24 protein-coding genes are annotated in these 22,197 nt (G+C 68.4%); 17 read left to right on the top strand and 7 right to left on the bottom strand.

Features of this window, described 5'->3' with window-relative positions; all coding sequences use genetic code 11:
* Position 1 precedes the first annotated feature (1 nt).
* Complete coding sequence (locus tag BOQ54_RS10635) at positions 2–277, bottom strand: hypothetical protein (RefSeq protein WP_071923878.1); 276 nt, start codon at positions 275–277, stop codon at positions 2–4.
* Between the two features lie 317 nt (positions 278–594).
* On the opposite strand from BOQ54_RS10635, the gene BOQ54_RS10630 reads away from it, so the two are divergent.
* Positions 595–1,305, top strand: coding sequence for a glutathione S-transferase N-terminal domain-containing protein (locus BOQ54_RS10630; RefSeq protein WP_055458103.1), 711 nt, complete (start codon positions 595–597; stop codon positions 1,303–1,305).
* Between the two features lie 107 nt (positions 1,306–1,412).
* Here BOQ54_RS10630 and BOQ54_RS10625 read toward each other — a convergent pair whose 3' ends face one another.
* On the bottom strand, positions 1,413–1,868 hold the full coding sequence (locus BOQ54_RS10625) for a DUF2147 domain-containing protein (protein WP_063185111.1): 456 nt from the start codon (positions 1,866–1,868) through the stop codon (positions 1,413–1,415).
* Between the two features lie 171 nt (positions 1,869–2,039).
* Here BOQ54_RS10625 and ndk point away from each other — a divergent pair, with 171 nt between their 5' ends.
* The 3 genes from ndk to BOQ54_RS10610 all read left to right on the top strand — a co-directional run bounded on the left by ndk (position 2,040) and on the right by BOQ54_RS10610 (position 5,083).
* Positions 2,040–2,462, top strand: a complete 423-nt coding sequence (gene ndk, locus BOQ54_RS10620; RefSeq protein ID WP_055458105.1) for a nucleoside-diphosphate kinase — start codon at positions 2,040–2,042, stop codon at positions 2,460–2,462.
* Between the two features lie 130 nt (positions 2,463–2,592).
* Positions 2,593–4,698 carry a molybdopterin-containing oxidoreductase family protein gene (locus BOQ54_RS10615; RefSeq protein WP_071923877.1) on the top strand — a complete coding sequence of 702 codons (2,106 nt, stop codon included), beginning with the start codon at positions 2,593–2,595 and terminating at the stop codon, positions 4,696–4,698.
* Positions 4,699–4,723: 25 nt separating this feature from the next.
* Positions 4,724–5,083 (top strand): hypothetical protein, encoded by a 360-nt coding sequence (locus tag BOQ54_RS10610; protein ID WP_145979757.1) that lies wholly within the window; start codon positions 4,724–4,726, stop codon positions 5,081–5,083.
* 237 nt (positions 5,084–5,320) lie between these two features.
* Here the strand turns inward: BOQ54_RS10610 and purN are convergent, their stop codons facing one another.
* Together purN and purM are read right to left on the bottom strand one after the other, a co-directional pair.
* The gene (gene purN, locus BOQ54_RS10605; protein WP_055458108.1) at positions 5,321–6,001 is read right to left on the bottom strand and encodes a phosphoribosylglycinamide formyltransferase; all 681 of its coding nucleotides are present in this window, start codon (positions 5,999–6,001) and stop codon (positions 5,321–5,323) included.
* Positions 5,998–7,071 carry a phosphoribosylformylglycinamidine cyclo-ligase gene (gene purM / locus BOQ54_RS10600; protein ID WP_071923876.1) on the bottom strand — a complete coding sequence of 358 codons (1,074 nt, stop codon included), beginning with the start codon at positions 7,069–7,071 and terminating at the stop codon, positions 5,998–6,000. The genes purN and purM overlap by 4 nt, the downstream gene beginning before the upstream one ends.
* 163 nt (positions 7,072–7,234) lie before the next feature.
* Between purM and BOQ54_RS10595 the strand changes: the two genes are divergently transcribed.
* The 6 genes from BOQ54_RS10595 to BOQ54_RS20060 all read left to right on the top strand — a co-directional run bounded on the left by BOQ54_RS10595 (position 7,235) and on the right by BOQ54_RS20060 (position 13,795).
* A complete protein-coding gene (locus BOQ54_RS10595) occupies positions 7,235–7,765 on the top strand; it encodes a CDP-alcohol phosphatidyltransferase family protein (RefSeq protein ID WP_083585959.1) in 531 nt (176 codons plus the stop codon).
* A gap of 59 nt (positions 7,766–7,824) precedes the next feature.
* On the top strand, positions 7,825–8,919 hold the full coding sequence (locus BOQ54_RS10590) for an AI-2E family transporter (protein WP_055458111.1): 1,095 nt from the start codon (positions 7,825–7,827) through the stop codon (positions 8,917–8,919).
* Positions 8,920–8,927: 8 nt separating this feature from the next.
* The gene (locus BOQ54_RS10585; RefSeq protein ID WP_071923875.1) at positions 8,928–9,614 is read left to right on the top strand and encodes a DnaA ATPase domain-containing protein; all 687 of its coding nucleotides are present in this window, start codon (positions 8,928–8,930) and stop codon (positions 9,612–9,614) included.
* A gap of 138 nt (positions 9,615–9,752) precedes the next feature.
* Positions 9,753–11,996 carry an RNA degradosome polyphosphate kinase gene (locus BOQ54_RS10580; RefSeq protein WP_186437977.1) on the top strand — a complete coding sequence of 748 codons (2,244 nt, stop codon included), beginning with the start codon at positions 9,753–9,755 and terminating at the stop codon, positions 11,994–11,996.
* A 37-nt stretch (positions 11,997–12,033) separates the two neighbouring features.
* The gene (gene ppx / locus BOQ54_RS10575) at positions 12,034–13,503 is read left to right on the top strand and encodes an exopolyphosphatase (protein ID WP_145979756.1); all 1,470 of its coding nucleotides are present in this window, start codon (positions 12,034–12,036) and stop codon (positions 13,501–13,503) included.
* 127 nt (positions 13,504–13,630) lie between these two features.
* Positions 13,631–13,795 carry a hypothetical protein gene (locus BOQ54_RS20060; RefSeq protein ID WP_186437976.1) on the top strand — a complete coding sequence of 55 codons (165 nt, stop codon included), beginning with the start codon at positions 13,631–13,633 and terminating at the stop codon, positions 13,793–13,795.
* Here the strand turns inward: BOQ54_RS20060 and rnd are convergent, their stop codons facing one another.
* Positions 13,796–14,941, bottom strand: coding sequence for a ribonuclease D (rnd, locus tag BOQ54_RS10570; RefSeq protein ID WP_071923873.1), 1,146 nt, complete (start codon positions 14,939–14,941; stop codon positions 13,796–13,798).
* A gap of 151 nt (positions 14,942–15,092) precedes the next feature.
* On the opposite strand from rnd, the gene aspS reads away from it, so the two are divergent.
* The gene (aspS, locus tag BOQ54_RS10565; RefSeq protein WP_071923872.1) at positions 15,093–16,901 is read left to right on the top strand and encodes an aspartate--tRNA ligase; all 1,809 of its coding nucleotides are present in this window, start codon (positions 15,093–15,095) and stop codon (positions 16,899–16,901) included.
* Positions 16,902–16,975: 74 nt separating this feature from the next.
* Here aspS and BOQ54_RS10560 read toward each other — a convergent pair whose 3' ends face one another.
* Positions 16,976–17,317 carry a winged helix-turn-helix transcriptional regulator gene (locus tag BOQ54_RS10560; protein ID WP_071923871.1) on the bottom strand — a complete coding sequence of 114 codons (342 nt, stop codon included), beginning with the start codon at positions 17,315–17,317 and terminating at the stop codon, positions 16,976–16,978.
* Between the two features lie 126 nt (positions 17,318–17,443).
* On the opposite strand from BOQ54_RS10560, the gene BOQ54_RS10555 reads away from it, so the two are divergent.
* Positions 17,444–18,340, top strand: a complete 897-nt coding sequence (locus BOQ54_RS10555) for an NAD(P)-dependent oxidoreductase (RefSeq protein ID WP_071923870.1) — start codon at positions 17,444–17,446, stop codon at positions 18,338–18,340.
* On the top strand, positions 18,330–18,743 hold the full coding sequence (locus BOQ54_RS10550) for a GFA family protein (protein WP_055458118.1): 414 nt from the start codon (positions 18,330–18,332) through the stop codon (positions 18,741–18,743). The genes BOQ54_RS10555 and BOQ54_RS10550 overlap by 11 nt, the downstream gene beginning before the upstream one ends.
* 1 nt (position 18,744) lies before the next feature.
* Here BOQ54_RS10550 and BOQ54_RS10545 read toward each other — a convergent pair whose 3' ends face one another.
* Positions 18,745–19,446 carry a TetR/AcrR family transcriptional regulator gene (locus BOQ54_RS10545; protein WP_245316193.1) on the bottom strand — a complete coding sequence of 234 codons (702 nt, stop codon included), beginning with the start codon at positions 19,444–19,446 and terminating at the stop codon, positions 18,745–18,747.
* Between the two features lie 121 nt (positions 19,447–19,567).
* Between BOQ54_RS10545 and BOQ54_RS10540 the strand changes: the two genes are divergently transcribed.
* The 4 genes from BOQ54_RS10540 (at position 19,568) to BOQ54_RS10525 (ending at position 22,189) form a co-directional block, all read left to right on the top strand.
* A complete protein-coding gene (locus BOQ54_RS10540; RefSeq protein ID WP_071923868.1) occupies positions 19,568–19,828 on the top strand; it encodes a hypothetical protein in 261 nt (86 codons plus the stop codon).
* Between the two features lie 140 nt (positions 19,829–19,968).
* Complete coding sequence (locus BOQ54_RS10535) at positions 19,969–20,847, top strand: glycosyltransferase family 2 protein (protein WP_055458120.1); 879 nt, start codon at positions 19,969–19,971, stop codon at positions 20,845–20,847.
* Between the two features lie 10 nt (positions 20,848–20,857).
* Positions 20,858–21,481, top strand: coding sequence for a CatB-related O-acetyltransferase (locus BOQ54_RS10530; RefSeq protein ID WP_186437975.1), 624 nt, complete (start codon positions 20,858–20,860; stop codon positions 21,479–21,481).
* Positions 21,482–21,544: 63 nt separating this feature from the next.
* Positions 21,545–22,189, top strand: a complete 645-nt coding sequence (locus BOQ54_RS10525; RefSeq protein ID WP_071923867.1) for a class I SAM-dependent methyltransferase — start codon at positions 21,545–21,547, stop codon at positions 22,187–22,189.
* The last annotated feature ends 8 nt before the right edge of the window (positions 22,190–22,197 follow it).

The raw sequence follows: 22,197 nt of genomic DNA, 5'->3' as shown, positions 1-22,197 counted from the left end.
GTCAGCGCTTGGCCTGCTTCATGCAGGCGCTGGAGAACTCCCGCCACGTGCGGCTGCCGGTATTGCCGGCGGCCTTCAGAGCGCGCCACTCGGCGCCGCAGGTCTTCATGCGCTCGCGTGCGGCGAGCTGGCCGGGCGTGGGCGCACGCTTTTCCTTCGTCGCGGTCTCCTTCGCCTCGACGGCGCCGGCGGGCGAGGGGGTGGCAACGATGACGATCGACAGCGCGAGGCAAGCGGCGGCAAGGCAGGCACGGGCAAGGCGGGCGAAGGTCGCCATGGCAATGAACTCCTGAAAAAGAGGGTCGGAAACAATCGGAAGGCTGACAACGTTACGGCCAAACGGCCGCATGCCAGATTGCGCACCAGAGCCGCGATTTATGCAAGCCCCGATGAGCCCGGATCGATCGATTTTCCGCGGCACGCCATTGACGCCGGCCCAGGCGGCGGCGCCGCTCGCTTCCGCGGTGGAGCCTTGACACGGATGTGCGCCAGCGCCTTATCGACTCTGATGTGCGCCAGCGCACTTGGCCTGGCCGCAGCGTCGGCCTAGACGAATAATGGAACGCTCGTTCACGAAAGAGGAGCCTGGGTCTGATGACCATCGCACAGAGCAAGCCGATTGACCTCTACTACTGGCCGACGCCGAACGGCTGGAAGATTTCGATCATGCTCGAGGAATGCGGGTTGCCCTATGTCGTGCATTCCGTGAACATCGGCAAGGGCGACCAGTTCAAGCCGGAGTTCCTCGCCATTTCGCCGAACAACAAGATGCCCGCCATTGTCGATCACGACGGGCCCGGCGGCGAGCCCATATCGGTCTTCGAGTCCGGCGCAATCCTTCAATATCTCGGGCGCAAGACCGGCCAGTTCTATCCAACCGACGAGCGCAAGCGCGTCGAGGTGGAGCAGTGGCTGTTCTGGCAGATGGCAGGCCTCGGGCCCATGGCCGGGCAGACGCACCATTTCCGCATCTATGCGCCGGAGAAGATCCCCTACGCCATCGATCGCTACACCAACGAGACCAACCGTCTCTACGGCGTCATGAACAAGCGCCTCGCGGACCGCGAATTCCTTGCCGGCGAGTATTCGATCGCTGACATCGCTTGCGTCGGATGGGCGAAGCTCTGGGACCGGCAGGGACAGGACATCGCCGAGTTCCCGCACCTGAAGCGCTGGCTCGATACGGTGCTGGCCCGTCCTGCCGTGCAGAAGGGCCTCGCCGTCAATTCCGAGGATCGTGGCAAGGTCGACCTATCCAAGGACAAGGAGGCGCAGGCCATCCTTTTCGGCCAGCGCGCGCGCTGAGGCGCGACATCCCTTTTCTTCCGGACTACGCCGCGGCGCGGAGGGCACCGCACGATGGCGGGAGGCGGAAGCGGGTGCTGCTTCCGCCATGCTCCTCATTGGGGGCGTCAGCGCGCGCGGGTCCAGCGCTGCTCCTTGCAGATGAGGCCGCCCATGACACAGCCTTCCACCTTGACCTCGGTGGCGCTCATCGGGGTGAGGAAGGCGGTGTAGGTCTTGCCGTCCTCGGCGTTGTAGATCTCGCCCTTCCAGCGGCCGGAGTCCTCACGGCTCATGCCGAGCAGGACCGGCACGCCGATGAGCGGGCGGTTGCGCTTGCTCGCATCGACGTTGCGCTCGTCGCGCTTCGGCTGGCCGGCTTCGTCGTTCGGCTCGCGCAGCCAGACGATGGTGCCGCACAGCTTGGCGCCGCAACTGGCGATGTTGACACGCGCCTTGCCGCCTTGGGTGAGCCACTGGCCGTTGACCTCCTGCGCCGATGCGGCAGGCGCAGCGAGGGTGAGGCCGATCAGGCCGGCGAGAGACGCAACGGTCGTTCCGAGGCTCCTTGCTGCGTGCTTCATTCTGTCCTCCCTGGGGAAGGCGAGCTTACGGACAGTCGGCCGCTCCGGCCAAGTGCGCCTTTCGCTCTATTGACGCAGGCAGCGCAACCGTGGGGCGGCTTGTGCACTGCGGCGTCGGCGGCTATAAGCCCCGCACCTCATTCAACCTCCAGCGAGCGAAACGAGCGACCGATGGCCCTCGAGCGTACCTTTTCCATCATCAAGCCCGACGCGACCGAGCGCAACCTGACCGGCGCCATCAACGCCGTCATCGAGAAGGCGGGCCTGCGCATCGTCGCCCAGAAGCGCATCCGCATGACCCGGGAGCAGGCCGAGACCTTCTACGCCGTGCACAGGGAGCGCCCCTTCTTCGGCGAACTCGTCGACTTCATGGTCTCCGGCCCGGTCGTCGTGCAGGTGCTCGAGGGGGAGGGCGCCATCGCCAAGTACCGCGAGGTGATGGGTGCAACCAACCCGGCCAACGCCGCCGAGGGCACCATCCGCAAGCTCTTCGCCAAGTCCGTCGGCGAGAACTCGGTGCATGGCTCGGATGCGCCGGAGACGGCGGCGGTGGAGATCGCCCAGTTCTTCGCCGGCAACGAGATCGTCGGCTGACACCTCAGTCGCGCGTGATGCCATGACGAAAGGGCGGGCCTCGGCTCGCCTTTTTTCATGGGGCGCGCACTCGACAGGGCCGGGGTGCTCCCGGCATGATCGCAGGCCGTAACGCAGCTTTCGTGGAACGATGACCGTCCAGCCGAAGATCACCCGCGGGCATTCCGCCTGTCCGCACGACTGCCCCTCCACCTGCGCGCTCGACGTGGAGGTGATCGACGGCAAGACAATCGGCCGCATCCATGGCTCGCGCGACAACAGCTACACGGCCGGTGTCATCTGCGCCAAGGTGGCCCGCTATGCCGAGCGCATCCACCATCCCGACCGGCTGCTTCACCCTTTGAAGCGCACCGGCCCGAAAGGATCAGGCCGGTTCGAGCGCATCTCCTGGGACGAGGCCCTCGACACGGTGGCCGAGCGCTTCCGCGCCGTAGAGGCCGAGCATGGGCCGGAGGCGGTCTGGCCCTATTACTATGCCGGCACCATGGGCCTCGTGATGCGGGACGGCATCAACCGCCTGCGCCACGTCAAGAAATACTCCGGCCAGTTCTCGACCATCTGCACCACCTCGGCCTGGACGGGCTACATCGCCGGCACGGGGCTGCTCGCCGGCGCCGATCCGCGTGAGATGGCGAAGTCCGACTGCGTCGTCATCTGGGGCACCAATGCGGTGCACACCCAGGTCAACGTGATGACCCACGCCCTGCGCGCCCGCAAGGAGCGGGGGGCGAAGATCGTCGCCATCGACATCTACATGAATGCGACGATGAAGCAGGCCGACATGGCGCTGCTGGTCAAGCCCGGCACGGACGGGGCGCTCGCCTGCGCCGTCATGCACGTGCTCTTCCGCGACGGTCATGCGGACCGGGCCTATCTCGCGCAATATACCGACTGCCCCGAGGAGCTCGAGGCGCATCTCAAGACGCGCACGCCCGAATGGGCCGCGGCCGTCACGGGCCTTGCGGTCGAGGAGATCGAGGCCTTCGCCAGGCTCCTCGGCGAGCGGCCGCGGGCCTATTTCCGCCTCGGCTACGGCTTCGCGCGCCAGCGCAACGGCTCGGTCAACATGCATGCCGCGCTCTCGGTGCCCGCGGTGCTCGGCGCCTGGCAGTACGAGGGCGGCGGCGCCTTCCACAGCAACAGCGGCGTCTATGGGTGGCGCAAGACCATGATCGAGGGGCTCGATGCCCTCGATCGCTCGGTGCGCCAGCTCGACCAGTCGCAGATCGGGCGCGTGCTGACGGGGGATGCGGAAGCGCTGCGCGGCGGCGGGCCGGTGAAGGCGCTCCTCATCCAGAACACCAATCCTGTCTCGGTGGCGCCCGAGCAGGAGCTGGTGAAGCGCGGCTTCGCCCGCGAGGACCTGTTCGTCTGCGTGCATGAGCAGTTCATGACCGAGACGGCGCTGATGGCGGACATCGTGCTGCCGGCGACGATGTTCCTCGAGCACGACGACCTCTACCAGGCGGGCGGCCAGCAGCACATCCTGCTCGGGCCGAAGCTGGTCGAGCCGCCGGGCGAGTGCCGCTCCAACCACGAGGTCATTGCCGCGCTGGCCGAACGGCTCGGCGCCGAGCATCCGGGCTTCGCGATGAGCCCGCGCGAATTGATCGACTGGACGCTGGAGAACTCGAAGCGCGGCCGGCTCGCCGAGCTCGAGGAAAACAAGTGGATCGACATCCAGCCGCCGTTCCGGCACGCGCACTTCCTCGACGGCTTCAACTGGCCGGACGGCAAGTTCCGCTTCAAGCCGGACTGGACGAAGGTGCCGGCGCCGCGCAGCGGTCTCTTCGGTCCGCACGAGCACCTGCCGGCCCTGCCGGACCACTGGACCGCGATCGAGACGGCGGACGAGCGCCATCCCTTTCGCCTCGCCACGAGCCCGGCGCGCAACTTTCTCAACTCCTCCTTCACCGAGACGCCGACCTCGGCGCAGAAGGAGGGCGGCCGGCCGGAGCTGTTCATTCATCCGCAGGACGCGGCGGCGAGCGGCATCGAAGATGGCATGCTCGTTGCGATCGGTAATTCGCGCGGCACGGTGCGGCTCCATGCGCGCCTCTATGACGGGGTGCGGCGCGGCGTGCTCATCGCGGAATCGATCTGGCCCAACGCCAGCTTCGTGGACGGCAGGGGCATCAACACGCTGACCGGCGCCGACCAGGTGGCGCCCTACGGCGGCGCGGCCTTCCACGACAACCGCGTCTGGCTCCGACGGGCGGAGCAGATTCGGGCGTAAGGTCTCGACTAGAAGGAGGTTGATCGTGCGTCTTGCGACTGTTTCGGGTGCATTCGTGTTCGCGGTCGCGATGACCGCCGCCTTGCCTGCGCTTGCTTCCGGAACGACGGCACCCTTGCCGCCGTCCGACCCGACGGCCGCCAATCTCTCGCCGGCGCAGATCCGCGAACGGGCCTATGACGCCTGCCTCGTCACCCAGGCGAAGATCATGGCCACGCCGCGCGAGACGCTGCGTGAGCCCTGCCGCTGCTATGCCCGCCGCACCATCGCGGCGATGACGCAGGACGAAATCGCCGCTTTCCGCCAGACCGGCTACTTCAACGACAGCGCGCGTGGAAAGGCGCTCGAAGCGCTCGACGCCTGCAATCTCAGACGGCCTATCTGATCCCGGTCGGTGCGCTCCGGCTCGCCGGCGCCGCAGCCGGCCGTCTTGGATCGTTCAGGACTCTGTTCAGGTTCCGATATGCGGACGTGCACTGCGACGATCAACCGTCCTCGCCGTCATGCCCGCGCCTGTTGCGGGCATCCACGCCCTGACGTCGTGCGACGCTGAAGGCGCGGATGGCCGGGGCGTGCCCGGCCATGACGTGGGGAAGGCCGGCACGCTCGTCGTTCCTGGAGTTCACCCCGGAATCGGCGGGCTGACAAGCGCCTCGTGGGTGGTGAATTCCGCTGCCGGCGGGCCGGCGATGCGGCCGTCAGCGTCGAGCGCGACGGCGCCCGAGGCGACGAGCGCGAGGGCGGCCGGGTAGATGCGGTGCTCCTGCGTGAGAACGCGCGTGGCGAGGCTCGTGGGCGTGTCGCCCGGCACCACCGGCACGGCTGCCTGCATGACGGCCGGGCCGGCGTCAAGCTCCGGCACCACGAAATGCACGGTGCAGCCGTGCAGGCGCACGCCCTCGGCGAGCGCGCGGGCGTGAGTGTCGAGGCCGCGGAAGGCGGGCAGCAGGGAAGGGTGGATGTTGAGCATCCGCCCCGTCCAGCGCTCGACGAACCACGGCGTCAGCACGCGCATGAAGCCGGCGAGGCAGACGATGTCGATGCCGGCCGCGCGCAGGGTCTCGTCCAGAATGCGCTCGAAGGCCGCCCGGTCCTTGCCGTGTGGCTTATGGTCGACGACCGCCGTCGGGACGTTCGCCTCCACGGCCACGGCGAGCCCGGCTGCATCGGGCCGGTTGGACAGGACGAGCGCGATCGTCGCCGGAAAGGCCGGATCGGCGGCTGCCGCGATCAGCGCCGTCATGTTGGAGCCGCGACCGGAGATGAGCACGGCCACGCGCTTCTTGGTCGGGGCGGCGGTCACAGGACGAGATGTCCCGTTGTCGCCACCCGCTCGGTGCCCTCGACGGCCATGACGACCTCGCCGAGCCGGCAGACCGTCTCGCCGGCGTCGGCGAGGTGGCCGACGACAGCATCGGCCTCGTCCGCCGCGGCGATGACGACCATGCCGATACCGCAGTTGAAGGTGCGCAGCATCTCCGCCTCGGCAATGCCGCCCGCATGGGCCAGCCAGCCGAAGACCGGCGGAGCCGCGATGGCGGAGAGGTCGAGCCTGACGCCGAGCCCTTTGGGCAGGACGCGCGGGATGTTGTCCGGAAAGCCGCCGCCGGTGATGTGGGCGAGACCCTTGACGGCGGCGCCGGCCTTCAGCGCGGCGAGGACGGAGCGCACATAGATGCGCGTCGGTGCCAGCAGCGCCCGGCCGACGGGCGTCCCGGGCGCGAAGGGGGCATCGTCCTCCCAGCCGAGGCCAGTGGTCTCGACCACCTTGCGCACCAGCGAGAAGCCGTTCGAGTGAACGCCCGAGGAGGCGAGGCCGAGCACGACGTCGCCCGCGCCGATATCGGGCCGGGGCAGGAGCGTGCCGCGCTCGGCGGCGCCGACGGCGAAGCCGGCAAGATCGTAGTCGCCCTGCGCATAGAGGCCGGGCATCTCGGCCGTCTCACCGCCGATCAGCGCGCAGCCGGCGATGCGGCAGCCCTCGGCGATGCCCTTGACGATGGCGACGCCCGCCTCCGGCTCGAGCTTGCCGGTGGCGTAATAGTCGAGGAAGAAGAGCGGTTCGGCACCCTGCACCACGAGGTCATTGACGCACATGGCGACGAGATCGATGCCGACGGTGTCGTGGATGCCGGTGTCGATGGCGATCTTCACCTTTGTGCCGACGCCGTCGTTGGCCGCAACGAGGATCGGATCGCGAAAGCCTGCCGCCTTCAGATCGAAGAGGCCGCCGAAGCCGCCGATCTCGGTGTCGGCGCCGGGGCGCTTCGTGGCGCGCACGAGCGGCTTTATGGCCTCGACCATGGCGTTGCCGGCATCGATGTCGACGCCGGACTGGGCATAGGTGAGACCGTTCTTCGGGGGCTTCTGCATCGTGACCAGGCTCCGGGGCGCGCGCCGCACGCTCTTTAAGTCCGGGCAGTACGATGCCGGGCGCCGCTGTGCAAGACCCGACACGGGCCCTTGGTGCTTCCGGGGCTCGCACAGCGCGGTCGCGCTGCCTAGATTGTGGGCATCCTCGTCACGACCTGCCACCATGACCCTGCCCAATCTCATCACGATCGCCCGCCTCATCCTCGTGCCCGTCGTCATCGCCATGATCGGTTCGGGACAGTGGCTCGCGGCCTTCGTGCTCTTCGCCGTCGCCGGCCTTTCCGACGCGGTCGACGGCTTCCTCGCGCGGCGCTTCGGCCTGCAGAGCGAACTCGGCGCCTATCTCGACCCGCTCGCCGACAAGGCGCTGCTCATCTCGATCTACGTGAGCCTCGCCGTCGTCGGCGTCCTGCCGGGGTGGGTTGCGATCCTCGTCGTCTTCCGCGACATCATGATCCTGATGGCGATCGTCCTCTCGTGGCTCATGGCGCGGCCGCTCGCCATCCGGCCGCTGTGGGTCAGCAAGATGACGACCGTCGCGCAGATCGGCTTTGCCGGCCTCGTGCTCGGCGCAAGGGCCTTCGGGCTCGATCTCGCCGTTGTCCACGATCTTGCGCTCGCGGCCGTGGCGCTCTTGACGCTGCTGTCGGCGGGCGCCTATCTCGCTCTGTGGCTGCGGCATATGGCCACGTAACCGCGCCCGGTAAGGGTCCGCAAGGAACAGGCGCTGCCGCCGGCAGCTCGGGATATCGCATGATCGCGCAGCGGCAGGTCGTCTTCTGGTTGGTGGCTCTGATCCTCGTCGTCACGGGACTCTACGTGCTGCGCGACATGTTGCTGCCCTTCGTGGCGGGTCTGGCGCTGGCCTATCTGCTCGATCCGCTGGCGGACCGGCTGGAGCGGATCGGCCTCGGCCGGTTGTGGGCGACGCTCCTCATCCTCGGCATCTTCATCCTCCTCTTCATTGTCGCGCTCGTCCTGCTCGTCCCCATTGTCGCCAACCAGCTCGCTGCCTTCATCGGCAAGCTGCCGGAGACGGTGTCGCGCCTGCAGCAGCTGGCCGCCGAGCAGGGGGGCACGCTGCTGGAGCGGCTCGGCGGCCCTGCCGTGCTGCAGGACGTGCAGCAGTCCCTCGGCAACGTCGTCTCGGAGGGGGCGCGCTGGCTCGGCGCCTTCCTGCAATCGCTGTGGTCGGGCGGGCAGGCCATCGTCAACGTCTTCGCCCTGCTCGTCGTGACGCCGGTCGTCGCCTTCTACCTGCTCGTCGACTGGGACCGGATGATCGCGACCCTCGACAACTGGTTGCCGCGTCGGCACGCGCCGACCATCCGCCAGCTCGCCCGCGAGATGGACGGGGCAATCGCCGGCTTCATCCGCGGCCAGGCGCTGGTGTGCATCATCCTCGGCACGTTCTATGCCGTCGGCCTCTCGCTCATCGGCCTCAACTTCGGGGCGCTCATCGGGCTTGGGGCCGGGCTCATCAGCTTCATCCCCTATGTCGGCTCGCTGACTGGCCTCGTGCTCTCCGTCGGCGTCGCCATCGTGCAGTTCTGGCCCGACTACATCATGATCGGCGCGACCCTCGCCATCTTCTTCGCCGGCCAGTTCCTCGAGGGCAACATCCTGTCGCCCAAGCTCGTCGGTCATGCGGTGGGGCTGCACCCGGTCTGGCTGATGTTCGCGCTTTTCGCCTTCGGCTCGCTGTTCGGCTTCGTCGGCCTTCTCCTTGCCGTGCCGATCGCCGCGGCGCTCGGCGTCCTCGCGCGCTTTGCCGTGCGGCAGTATCTGGCAAGCTCGCTCTATGACGAAGGCCTGCCGCCACCGCCCCGGCCGGAGACGGACGCGTGAGCCGGCCCATGGCGGACAAGCCCCGGCAACTGCCGCTCGATCTGGCGCTGATGCCACGCTACGGGGCGGAGGATTTCCTCGTCAGCCCGTGCAACGAGGCCGCTTATGCCCTGATCGAGCGTTGGCCCGACTGGCCGCATCCCGTCCTGCGCCTCGTCGGACCGGAGGGGGCGGGCAAGACGCATCTTGCCGTCATGTGGGCCGAGCGCGCCGGTGCGACTGTCGCCGATGCCGCCGCCGTGACGCTTCCGGCCGTGCCGGAGCTTGCCGGCGCACCGGCTCTGGTAGTGGAGGATTGCGACCGCAGCCCGCTCGACGAGCATGCCTTCTTCCACCTCCTCAACGCCCTGCGCAGCACCGGCAGCAGCCTGCTCTTGACAGCGCGGACGGCGCCGGAGGCCTGGGGCCTTGCCACGCCGGACCTCCTCTCGCGCCTGCGGCAATCGCCGGCGGTCGACATCGGCGCGCCGGACGAGGCGCTCCTGCGCGCCGTCCTCGTCAAGCTTTTCGTCGACCGGCAGCTCGTCGTCGATACCAATGTGGTCGAGTCCATCCTGCCGCGCATGGAGCGGTCGCTCGCCGCTGCCCAGCGCCTCGTCGCCGCCCTCGACCGGGAGGCCTTGAGCCGCGGCCGGCGCATCACGCGCCCGCTCGCCCTTGCTGTCCTCGCCACGCTCGCCATGGGCGAAAGCTGACGCCTCCGTGAAGGTTGCATCCCGGCCGTGCCGGTGGGAGGCTGAGGTGCGGCGTGGTAAGCCGCCGGGCGCCGCATCCGGGCCGTCATGCGTCTGTCTTGGAATGGACGCACAAGGACGAGCCAGGGCGGCAACGACATGACAAGGGAGCGGACGGTGAACCTCGAGGCGATCAAGCCGGCGGGCGGCCAGAGCGAGGCGGTGAAGCTCGATCAGGGCGAGGCCGTTGCGGCCGAGGCGGCCGTTGCCGAGGCGCTGCGCCAGTCGCCCGAACGCTTCATCAACCGCGAACTGTCCTGGCTGCAGTTCAACCGCCGGGTGCTGGAGGAGGCCTCCAACAAGCGCCATCCGCTGCTGGAGCAACTGCGTTTCCTGTCGATCTCCGCCAACAATCTCGACGAGTTCTTCATGGTGCGTGTCGCGGGCCTGCGGGGCCAGGTGCGTTCGGGCGTCATGACGCAGTCGCAGGACGGGCTGACGCCGGCCGAGCAGCTGATGCGCATCGGCGCCGAAGTGTCGGTGCTCGCCAGCGACCAGCAGCGCCGCTGGCGCGAGCTCAGGGACGAACTGCTCGAGAACGGCATCGTTCTCGTCGATGCCGGACAACTGACGAGGGCCGAGCGGCTGTGGCTCGACGATTATTTCCTTCACCACGTTTTCCCGGTGCTGACACCGCTCGCCGTCGATCCGGCCCATCCGTTCCCGTTCATCTCCAACCTCGGCTTCACGCTGGCGCTGGCACTCTTCCGCCAGAGCGACAACCGCTCGCTCAATGCGCTGATCCGCGTGCCGAGTCGGGTGGAGCGCTTCGTACGCCTGCCGGATTTCGCCGAGACGGGGGCCCAGCGCTTCATCGCGCTCGAACAACTCATCGTCCTATTCACGGCCAAGCTCTTCCCCGGCTACACGGTGAAGGGACAGGGGGGCTTCCGCGTCATCCGCGACAGCGACCTCGAAATCGAGGAAGAGGCGGAAGACCTGGTGCGCCTGTTCGAATCGGCCCTCAAGCAGCGTCGCCGCGGCAGCGTCATCCGACTCGAGGTCGAGGCGGCCATGCCCGAGGGGCTGCGTGCCTTCGTCGCCGACGAACTCAATGTGACAACGGACGAGATCTTCGTGGTCGAGGGCATGCTGGCGCTCAACGAGCTCAGCCAGCTCGTCGGGCTCGACCGGCCCGACCTCAAGTTCAAGCCCTACAACCCGCGCTTTCCCGAACGCATCCGCGAGCACGGGGGCGATTGCTTCGCCGCCATCCGCCAGAAGGACATCGTCGTCCACCACCCCTACGAATCCTTCGACGTGGTGGTGCAGTTCCTGCAGCAGGCGGCACGCGATCCCAATGTGGTGGCCATCAAGCAGACGCTCTACCGCACCTCGTCGGACTCGCCCATCGTCAAGGCGCTCGCGGAGGCGGCCGAGGCCGGCAAGTCCGTGACGGCGCTCGTCGAGCTCAAGGCGCGATTCGACGAGGAGGCCAACATCCGCTGGGCGCGGGACCTCGAACGGGCAGGAGCGCAGGTGGTCTTCGGCTTCATCGAGCTCAAGACCCACGCCAAGCTGTCGTCGGTGGTGCGCCGCGAAGGCGGGCAACTCGTCACCTATTGCCATGTCGGCACGGGCAACTACCACCCGATCACGGCGCGCATCTACACCGACCTGTCGTTCTTCACGGCCGACCCCGTCATCGCGCGGGACGTTGCGCGCATCTTCAACTTCATCACCGGCTATGCCGAGCCGGCCGAGCTTGAGCGCATGGCCGTGTCTCCCGTGACGCTGAAGGCGCGCCTCCTCAAGCATATTGAGGAGGAAATCGCCCATGCGAAGGCCGGCCGCCCGGCCCAGATCTGGGGCAAGTGCAACTCGCTGGTCGATTCGACGATCATCGACGCGCTCTACGAGGCGAGCCGGGCCGGCGTGCAGGTCGACTTCATCGTGCGCGGCATCTGCTGCCTCAGGCCCGGCATTCCGGGCCTGTCGGAGAACATCCGCGTCAAGTCCATCGTCGGCCGCTTCCTCGAGCACAGCCGCATCTACGCCTTCGGCAACGGGCACGGGCTGCCGCATGCCAAGGCGCATCTCTACATTTCCTCCGCCGACCTGATGCAGCGAAACCTCGATCGGCGGGTCGAGGCGCTGCTGCCGATCTCTAATCCGACCGTGCACGAGCAGATCCTCGAGCAGATCATGCTCGCCAATCTGCTGGACAACGAGCAGAGCTGGACTGTATTGCCCGATGGGACGAGCAAGCGCATCATCCCGGGCAAGGGGGAGCAGTCCTTCAACGCTCATCAGTACTTCATGACGAACCCGAGTCTGTCTGGACGTGGAAAGTCTCTCAAGGATTCGCGCCCCAGGACCCTCGCCAAGGGATCCTCTGCCTGAACTGCGTGCCCCGGGCCGACTCGACGTCGGCTCACCGGTGGCCATCGTTGATATCGGCTCCAACTCGGTCCGCCTCGTCGCCTACGAGGGCATGACGCGGGCGCCGACGCCGATCTTCAACGAAAAGGTCCTCTGCGGCCTCGGCCGCAGTGTGGCGACGACGAAGCGGCTGCACGACGATGCCGTCGAGAAGGCGCTCAGGGCGCTGGCGCGCTTTCGCGTCCTGTGCGGGCTCATGCAGGTCGCCTCGGTGCACGTGCTGGCGACGGCGGCGGCGCGCGACGCCGAGAACGGGCCGGACTTCCTCGCCCGGGCCGAGGCGGCGATCGGCCATCCCATCGAGCTCATCTCGGGCAGCCGGGAGGCGCAGCTCTCGGCGCTCGGCGTCATGTCCGGCTTCCACGATGCCGACGGCGTCGTCGGCGACATGGGTGGCGGCAGCCTCGAGCTCATCGACGTGCGCGGTTTCGAACTCGGCAAGGGTGTCTCGCTGCCGCTCGGGGGCCTCGCGCTGCAGGACACGACCGGCGGCAACATACGCAAGGCCTCGAAGGTGGTGCGCGACGCCTTCGCCAAGGCTGAGCCGCTGGAGCGCCTGAAGGGGCGCACCTTCTATGCCGTCGGCGGCACGTGGCGCGCCCTGGCGCGCCTGCACATGACGCAGAAAGGCTATCCGCTGCACGTGATGCACGGCTATACGGTGGCGCCGAAGGACGTCACGGACTTCGCCAAGATCGTCGAGCGCGTCGATGCCGACACGCTCGAATCGATCGAGGCCGTCTCGGCGGCCCGCCGGCCCTTGCTCGGCTACGGGGCGCTGCTGCTGGAAGAGATCATCCGCAAGGGCAAACCCAAGAAGGTCGTCATCTCGGCGCAGGGGGTGCGCGAAGGGCTGCTCTACGAGAAGTTGTCCAACGAGGAGCGGCGGACGGATCCGCTGCTCTCCGCGGCGCGCGAGCTCAACCTGCTGCGCTCGCGCGCGCCGATGCACGGCGAGGAACTGATCGGCTGGACGGACAAGCTCGTTGCCTCGCTCCACCTCGACGAGACGGGGGAGGAGCGCCGCCTGCGCCATGCCGCTTGCCTTCTGGCCGACATCGGCTGGCGCGCGCATCCCGACTATCGCGGCGAACAGGGGCTCAACATCATCGCCCATGCCGCCTTCGTGGGCGTCGACCATCCCGGCCGCGCCTTCCTGGCCCTGTCGGTCTTCTTCCGCCATGTCGGCCTGTCGGTGGACGACATCAGCCCGCGCATCCGGGAACTGGTGACGACCCGGATGATCGACCGGGCGCGCATCCTCGGCGGTGCCATGCGAGTCGCCTATCTCGTCTCGGCCGCCATGCCGGGCGTCCTGCCGCGGGCGCCGATCACGGGGCATGGCGGCAAGCTGGTGCTGGCGCTGCCCGGCGACCTCGCTGCGCTCGCGAGCGACCGGCTCTTGAACCGGGTCAAACAGCTCGCACGCCTCGTCGGCCGCGAGCCCCTCATCCAGAATGGCAGGTAGGCCTCGTGGGACTGGAAACGGATTTTACTACAAAGGCCTGTCGCAGAAGTGTCATGCAAGGGTAACGGTTCCGCAATGCCGGGTCTCCACAACGTGCGCGTTGCACAATAGGGATTCGGGGGCAGGCGTGACGACGTTATCGCTGTTGAACGAGAGCCTGTCGGCCATGGGCGAGACAGTGGCCAAAACGCGCGATGCCGCGCAGAGCCTCGCCGCCCTGTCGCAGGACTTCACCCGGTCGGCCCAGTTCCTCGTCGGTGCCCTCGACGAGTTCCTCAGCGAGGCGGCCTAATCAATATTCGATGAGGCGCACGCGCCCGCGGTCCACGGTGAGCGCCAGGCGCCCGGCCTTCAGGGCGAGTGCCTTCTCGCCGAAGAGCTGGCGCCGCCAGCCGGTGAGCGCCGGCACGTCCGCCTCGTCGTCGAGGGCGATGGCCTCGAGGTCATCCACCGTGGCGAGGATCTTCGGGGCGACCCGCTCGTTCTCCGCCACGGCCTTCAACAGCACCTTGAGCATCTCGATGGTGGCGCCGTTGGTGCCGGCCTTGCGGCCGCGCTCGCCGAGGCTGACGGACTTCGGATCGCGCGCCACGCCGCGTGCGACGGCGGCGAGGATGTCGCCGGCCGGGCGCGAGCGCTCGAAGCCGTTGGGGACGGAGCGCAGCGCGCCGAGCGCCTCCGGCGTCGTCGGCGCGTGCACGGCGATGTCGATGAGGGCGTCGTCCTTCATGATGCGCGACCGCGGCACGTTGCGGCTGCGAGCCTCGCGCTCGCGCCAAGCCGCGATCTCCATCAGCACCGCGGCTTCCTTCGGCTTCTTGATGCGCCCCTTGAGGCGCTGCCAGGCATCCTCGGGATGGGTGTCGTAGGTGGCGGGCGCGGTGAGCACCGCCATCTCCTCGTCGAGCCAGCTTTCGCGCCCGCTCTCGGCCAGGTCCGCATGCAGCGCCGCATAGACGGTGCGCAGATGCGTCACGTCCGAGAGGGCATAGGCGAGCTGCTGCTCGCTGAGCGGGCGGCGCGACCAGTCCGTGAAGCGGGAAGACTTGTCGATGCGTGCCTTGGCGAGGTCGTTGACCAGTTGCTCGTAGGACACCGAGTCGCCATAGCCGCAGACCATGGCGGCGACCTGCGTGTCGAAGAGCGGGGTCGGGATGACGCTGCCGCCCTGCCAGATGATCTCGATGTCCTGCCGTGCCGAGTGGAAGACCTTGACCACGTGGGTATCGGCCATCAGCGCATAGAAGGGCGCAAGGTCCATGTCCTCCGCCAGGGGATCGACGAGCACGGCCTCGGCCGGGCTCGCCATCTGGATCAGGCAGAGCTTGGCATAATACGTCGTCTCCCGCAGAAATTCCGTATCCACGGTGACGAAGGGGAATTTGGCGAGGCGGGCACAGGCGGCGGCGAGGGCGTCGGTCGTAGCAATCAAGTCCATGGTATTCGCGCTATAACTCAGACTTGGCCGCTTGTCGCGGCCTATCCTTGACATTCGTGCCGTCTCGTGGGCTTCTCCCGCGGCCGCGCCGTTGCCGCGCGCGGGCGCTCATTCACCCTTCGTCCGATCGTCGAGCCGGAACACCGTGCCCATGCATCGCTACCGTTCACATACCTGCGGCGCGCTCCGCGAAACCCATGTCGGCGAGACCGTTCGCCTCTCGGGCTGGTGCCATCGCATTCGCGACCACGGCGGCGTGCTGTTCATCGATCTGCGCGATCATTACGGGCTGACGCAATGCGTCGTCGATCCGGATTCGCCGGCCTTCAAGGTGGCCGAGACCCTGCGCTCGGAATGGGTGGTGCGCGTCGACGGCAAGGTGCGCAACCGCCCGGCCGGCACCGAGAACCCGGAGCTGCCGACAGGCAACGTCGAGCTCTACATCACGGAGATCGAGGTGCTGGGCCCGGCGGGCGAACTGCCGATGCAGGTCTTCGGCGACCAGAACTTCCCCGAGGAGACGCGGCTCAAGTACCGCTTCCTCGACCTTCGGCGCGAGAAGCTGCACCAGAACATCGTCAAGCGCGGCCAGATCATCGATTCGCTGCGCCGGCGCATGAAGGAGGGCGGCTTCTTCGAGTTCCAGACGCCGATCCTCACCGCCTCCTCGCCGGAGGGGGCGCGCGACTTCCTGGTGCCGAGCCGCCTGCATCCGGGCAAGTTCTACGCCCTTCCGCAGGCGCCGCAGCAGTTCAAGCAGCTGACGATGATCGCCGGCTTCGACCGCTATTTCCAGATCGCGCCCTGCTTCCGCGACGAGGACGCGCGTGCCGACCGCTCGCCGGGCGAGTTCTACCAGCTCGATATCGAGATGAGCTTCGTCACGCAGGAGGACGTGTTCCAGGCGGTGGAGCCGGTGCTGCGCGGCGTCTTCGAGGAATTCGGCGAGGGCCGGCCGGTGACGCCCGTCTTCCCGCGCATTCCCTACGCCGAGGCGATGCTGAAGTACGGCGTCGACAAGCCTGACCTGCGCAACCCCATCATCATCGCCGACGTCACCGCCGAGTTCCTGCGCGAGGACGTGACGTTCAACGCCTTCAAGAACGTCATCAAGGCCGGCGGCGTGGTGCGCGCCATCCCCGCGCCGGGGGCGGCGGGCCAGCCGCGCTCGTTCTTCGACAAGCTCAACGACTGGGCGCGGGGCGAGGGCGCGCCGGGGCTCGGCTACATCGTCTTTGAGGACGAGGGCGGCGAGCTCGTCGGCAGGGGGCCGATCGCCAAGTTCGTGCCGGCCGAGGCGCAGGCGGCCATCGCCATTACCGCCGGCGTGCGAGCGGGCGACGCCGTGTTCTTCTCGGCGGGGGAGGAGGCCAAGGCGGCCGGGCTCGCCGGCAAGGCGCGCACGCGCATCGGCGAGGAGCTCGACCTCATCGACCGCGAGCGCTTCGACCTGTGCTGGATCACCGACTTCCCGATGTTCGAGTGGAACGAGGAGGAGAAGAAGATCGACTTCTCCCACAACCCGTTCTCCATGCCGAACTTCGACCACGACGCCTTCCTGGCGCTCGACCCGGCCGACGAGAAGACGATCCTCGGCATCACGGCCTTCCAGTACGACATCGTCTGCAACGGCGTGGAGCTGTCGTCGGGCGCCATCCGTAACCACCGGCCGGACATCATGCGCAAGGCCTTCGCCATCGCCGGCTACGGCGAGGACGTGCTGGAGGCGAAGTTCGGCGGCATGCTGCGCGCCCTCAGCTACGGCGCCCCGCCGCACGGTGGCATCGCCCCAGGCGTCGACCGCATCGTCATGCTGCTCTGCAACGCGCAGAACCTGCGCGAGGTCGTCCTCTTCCCCATGAACCAGCGGGCGGAGGACCTGATGATGGGCGCGCCGTCCGAGGTGACGATGAAGCAGCTCAGGGAGCTGCACATCCGGCTGAACCTGCCGGAGAAGTGAGCCGAACCGGCAATGTCGAGGGCGCCCCAGCGGGCGCCCTTCCTTTTCGGCGGCGGAGACGGTCCCTTGAGGCGTCAGGCCACCATCGCTTTGCGCTCCTGCCGCTTCTCGAACTCCTTGCCCCAGCGCGACAGCGCGTCGACGGCCTCGTTGAGGCTGCGGCCGAAGTCGGTCGCGGAATATTCCACCTTCTGCACGGCGCCGGGGAAGACCTCGCGGCGGATGAGGTCGTCGGCCTCCATCTCGCGCAGTTGCTGCGCCAGAACCTTCTCGCTCACGCCCGGCAACAGCCGGCGCAGCTCGCCGAAACGGCGGGGCCGGAGCGTCACTTCCCACAGGATGCCCATCTTCCACTTGCCCGAGATGGCATTGAGGGCGCTGGCGAAGCCGCATTCGTCGGTTTCGAGGCGTTTCATTGCAAAACCACTTACCTTGGGGTGAGCGCTTACTTGAAAGTGCGTAATTTACACTGTCGCCAGGCCGCGCCTATCAATCGGCAACCCGGCGGGTGCTGCTCGCCAAGATAGGTGGGGTTTCCCGTCATGACAAAGACTTGTGTCGTCGGCGCCGGCCGCATGGGCTCGGCGTTCGCGAGAGCCTTGCTCGCAGAGGGCATCGAAACGCGCGTATGGAACCGCTCGCCGGAGAAGGTCGCTCCCCTCGTCGCGGCGGGCGCGCACGCCCCTGAATCACTGGCAGAAGCGGTGGCCGCATCGGATGTCGTCATCGTCAATGTCATCGATTATGCGGCGGCGGACGCGCTGCTGCGCATGCTGGCGGTGGAACGCGCGCTCGCCGGCAAGGTGGTGGTGCAGCTCACGTCCGGTTCGTCCCGGCAGGCGCGCGAGGCCGGCCGATGGGCGGCGGAGCGGAGCATCGCCTATCTCGACGGCGCCATCATGGCGACGCCGAACTTCATCGGCGGGGCGGAGACGACGATACTCTACTCCGGCATGCGGCAGGCGTTCGAACGCCATCGCGACGTGCTGCGCGTGTTCGGCGGCAACGGCGTGTTCGTCGGCGAGGATGCGGGCCATGCGTCCGCGCTCGACACGGGGCTGCTGACACAGATGTGGGGCAAGCTCTTCGGCACCCTGCAGGCGCTGGCGGTGGTCCGCGCAGAGGGCATCGGCCTGGAGGCCTATGCCCGATACATGCGGGACTTCCAGCCGGTGGTCGATGCGGCGACCGACGATCTCATCGCGCGGGTGGGCGAGGGGCGCTGGCGCGGCGACGCCGCGACGCTCGCGACCATCGAGGCGCATTACAGCGCCTTCCATCATCTCCTGGCCATCGGCGACGAGCACGGGCTGGACCGCGCGCTTCCGGCGGCACTCGACGGGCTGTTCAAGGCCGCGCTCGCGGCCGGCCACGCGGCGGACGATTTCGCGGCGCTGGTGCGTTTCATCGAGCGGGGCGGGGTGCGCCATGCCGCCTGAAGCGGAGCGGGAGCGCACCGCCCGCTGCACCTGCGGGCAGCTGAGCCTCACGCTCGCCGGGCCGCCGGACCGGGTCTATGCCTGTGGTTGCCGCGAATGCCAGCGGGCGACGGGCTCGGCCTTCGGCTGGCGGGCGCGCTACGGCAAGAGCGCCGTGGTGCGCACCACCGGCGAGCATCGCCGCTTCCGGCGTGGCAGCGATGCGGGGCGCTGGGTGGAGCAAATCTTCTGCCCAGTCTGCGGGACGCAGCTCTACATGGAGGCGGAGGTGATCTCTGACGGGCTCGTCGTGTCGGCCGGGTGTTTCGAGCAAGCGGACGTCGGCCCGCCGGCCGCCCTCTTCAATGCCGGTCGTCGGCCCGACTGGCTGACCCTCGGCGAGGCGATCCCGCTCGTGGAATAGCCTACCGCCGCGCCCCCTCGACCATCATCTGCACGGCCCGCGCCACGTGGTCCGGGTCGTCGTCGATGCGGTTCATCAGGAGGCGGAACCAGTTGAAGCCGAAATAGAGCTCGACGAGCGCCTCGACATTGTCGGGCGCGATCTCGCCGCGCTCCACGGCCCGGTCGAAGACTTCCCGCAGGCGGCACATGTGCTGGGGGACGAAGCGGTCGCGCAACGCGGCGAGGGAGGCGGGGTTGGTCTGCGCCTCGGCGATGAGGGCGCGGAAGGCGCCACCCGAGGGCGTCGTGCGCCAGAAGGTCCAGAGTGCGTTGACGAGCGTGCGCAGGTCCCGCGCCAGCGAGCCCGTGTCGGGCATGGCGATGGCGGCCGCCTTGTCCGCCTGGTAGATGGCGATGAAGAGGTCGGCCTTCGTCGGCCACCAGCGGTAGATCGTCGGCTTGCCCGCGCCCGCGCGGCGCGCCACCTCGTCGATGGAAAAGCCCGCGTAACCTTTTTCCTGCAACAAGGATCGTGCGGCGGCGATGACCGCCGCCTCGCTCGCCGGATTGCGCCGGGCGCCGATCGAGGTGCGGCGGCCGCGCCCGTCTGCCATGCCGGACGGGGAGGGGGCTCCGTCGTCATCGTCCGCGTCGGGCGGGATCGACCTGTCGGCCGGCTCGCTCGGCGGGACGCCCGCCGGCGGACGAGGGGGGCGGGACATGGGGCTCCTCCGGTTTCCTGCAGGTTTTTTTCGCTCCGCCCCTTAACATAACGAAACGGCCCGTTTATATCCATGGCCGAAACGATACGGATCGTTTCGTTTTTTACGGAGACGGTTCCCCATGCCTTCCGCTGTTTCCCCTTCTTCTCCTTCCCCCGCCGCCTCTCCTGCAGCGCAGCCGTCGCGCCTGCGCTTCGCGCTCGCCCTCATTCCCGGGGCCTATGTGCTGATCACCGCCATCCTCTACGGTCTCGGGCCGCTGATGGAGGACTGGCCGGTCTTCCTGCGCACACTCGCCATCGTGCCGCTCATGGTCTTCGGCATGGTCTATGCCGTCATCCCGCTCGTGCGGCGGGCAATGAGCGGGCGGCGCGGCGGCTGAGGCGCGTCAGCTCTCACGCCGGCCATTCGTCCGCTCGACTTGTCTTGCAGCCTGATTTGCGTCAAAGCGACGAAGGGCCGGCCGCCGCCCGCCCTTCGCCTGTTTTCCGGGCTCCGGGCCCTTCTTCGACGGGTTCTGTCTTGCCGCTCGATGCCTCGGCCGTCACGGCGGTCGTCGTCACCCACGATTCGGCCCATTGCCTGCCGGCCTGCCTGGCGGCCGTCGCGGCCTGCGGCGCCGCGGCGATCGTCGTCGATAATGCGAGTCGCGACGGCTCGACCGCGCTTGCCGAGCATCTCGGCGCGCGGGTGATCCGCAGCGCCCGCAACGAGGGCTACGGCCGCGCCAGCAACATCGGCGTGCGGGCCGCCGCGAGCGAATTCGTCCTCATCGTCAATCCGGACCTCGTGCTCGATGCCGGTGCGGTCAAAGCGCTTCTCGCCGCGGCCGAGCGCTATCCCGATGCCGGGCTCCTCGCCCCGCGCATCGAGGAGGCGGACGGGCGCTTCTTCTTCCAGCCGCGCTCGCTGCTCTCGCCCTATCTCCACAATCCTTCCGGGCGCCTCGTGCTGCCGGAGGGGGACTGCTGCGCGCCTTTCCTGTCCGGGGCGGCGCTGTTCTGCCGGCGGGACGTCTTCCTCGCGCTCGGCGGCTTCGACGAGGCGATCTTCCTCTTCTACGAGGATGACGACCTGTGCCGGCGCATGGCCGATTCCGGCCGGGCACTGATCCATGTCGATGCGGCGCGGGCCATGCACGGGCGCGGCCGCTCCAGCGCGCCGGAGCCGGGCCGCATCTTCCGGTCCCGCTGGCACCAGGCGTGGTCGCGCGCCTATGTGTCGCGCAAGTACGGCCTGCCGGATCCGGCGTTTGGCATGTTCGCCGTCAACGCGCTCAAGGCGGCGGGTGCCTGCCTCACCTTCAACCGGCGGCTCATCGAGCGCTACGGCGGCTCGGCCGCCGGGGCGTGGGCATGGCTGACGGGGCGCGGCGCGCTGGCGCGCGAAGGGCTGGACTAGGGAGACAGCCATGTGGATCGAGAAGCTGTGGCGGCGCTGGACCAATCCCCACAACCTCACGCGCCTCTTCCATGCGCGCGAGGCCGCCCGCTTCGGCTGGCAGATCGGCGACTACAGCTATGGCCGGCTGCGCGTGCGACGCTGGGGCGAGGGCGGGTGCCTCGTCATCGGCCCCTACTGTTCCTTCGCCGATGACGTCACCGTCTTCCTCGGCGGCAACCACCGCACCGACTGGGTGACGACCTATCCCTTCTCGGGCCTGCCGGAGCTGTGGCCGGAGGCGCGAGGGTTGCCGACGCCCGAGGCGACGCGCGGCGATGTCGTCATCGGCGCGGACGTGTGGGTGGGCTCGGGCGCGACCATCCTGTCCGGCGTCACCATCGGGCCCGGCGCCGTCATCGGCGCGCGGGCGGTGGTGGCGCGCGACGTGCCGGCCTATGCGGTCGTCGTCGGCAATCCGGCGCGGGTCGTGCGCCGCCGCTTCGACGAGGCGACGGTCGAGGCGCTCGTCGCCACCCGCTGGTGGGAGCGCCCGCGGGCCGAGCTGGTGCCGCTCATGGCGCTCCTCCTGTCCGGCGATACGGCCGCCGTCCTTGCCGCTCTCAGGGGCGCTGGAGACGGGGGGCGAGGCTGAGATTGAGGCTGGCCTGCGGCGGCACGACCTGCTAGGCGGAAGGCCCTGATCGACCGGCTGACGATGCTCGACCGCTATTACGATACCGCCCGCACCGAGGTACTGCCCTTCCTGCCCGCGCGCGTCACGCGCCTGCTCGACGTCGGCTGCGGCGCCGGCGCGACCACGCGGGCTGTGGCGGCTCGCCATGCCGTGACGTGGAAGGGCGGCATCGAGTATGTCGATGCCGTCGCGGCGCAGGCCGAGCCGCATTTCGACCGGCTGTGGCGCGGCGATGCCCAGGCGGCGGCGCTGGAGGCCGAGATCGCGCCCGGCTCGCTCGACCTCGTGCTGTGCCTCGACGTGCTCGAGCACATGGCCGACCCCTGGACGATGGTGAAACGCCTGTCGGCACTCCTTGCGCCGGGAGGACGGCTTATCGTCTCGGTGCCCAATATCCGGCACTGGAAATTCATCTGGCGGTTGCTGATGAAGGGCGATTTCCGCTATCGCGACGCAGGGCTGCTCGATCGCACGCATCTGCGCTTCTTCGTCAAGGAGACGGCGGCGGAACTGGCGACGGTCGGCGGCCTGACGCTGGTCGGCGTGCATTCGGTGCAGCGCTTCCGCTTTCCCGATGCGCGCTGGCTCCTGATGGCGCTGAGCTTCGGCTGGCTGGAGACGCTGCTCGCCAAGCAATGGCTGGTGGTGGCCGAGCGGAAATCGTGATGGGGTCG

Origin of the sequence: Chelatococcus daeguensis, assembly GCF_001887265.1 — a bacterium.
Taxonomy (GTDB): Bacteria; Pseudomonadota; Alphaproteobacteria; order Rhizobiales; family Beijerinckiaceae; genus Chelatococcus_A; species Chelatococcus_A sambhunathii.
Note: the sequence above shows the minus strand (reverse complement) of the source record. Positions and strands in the feature narration are given on the sequence as shown.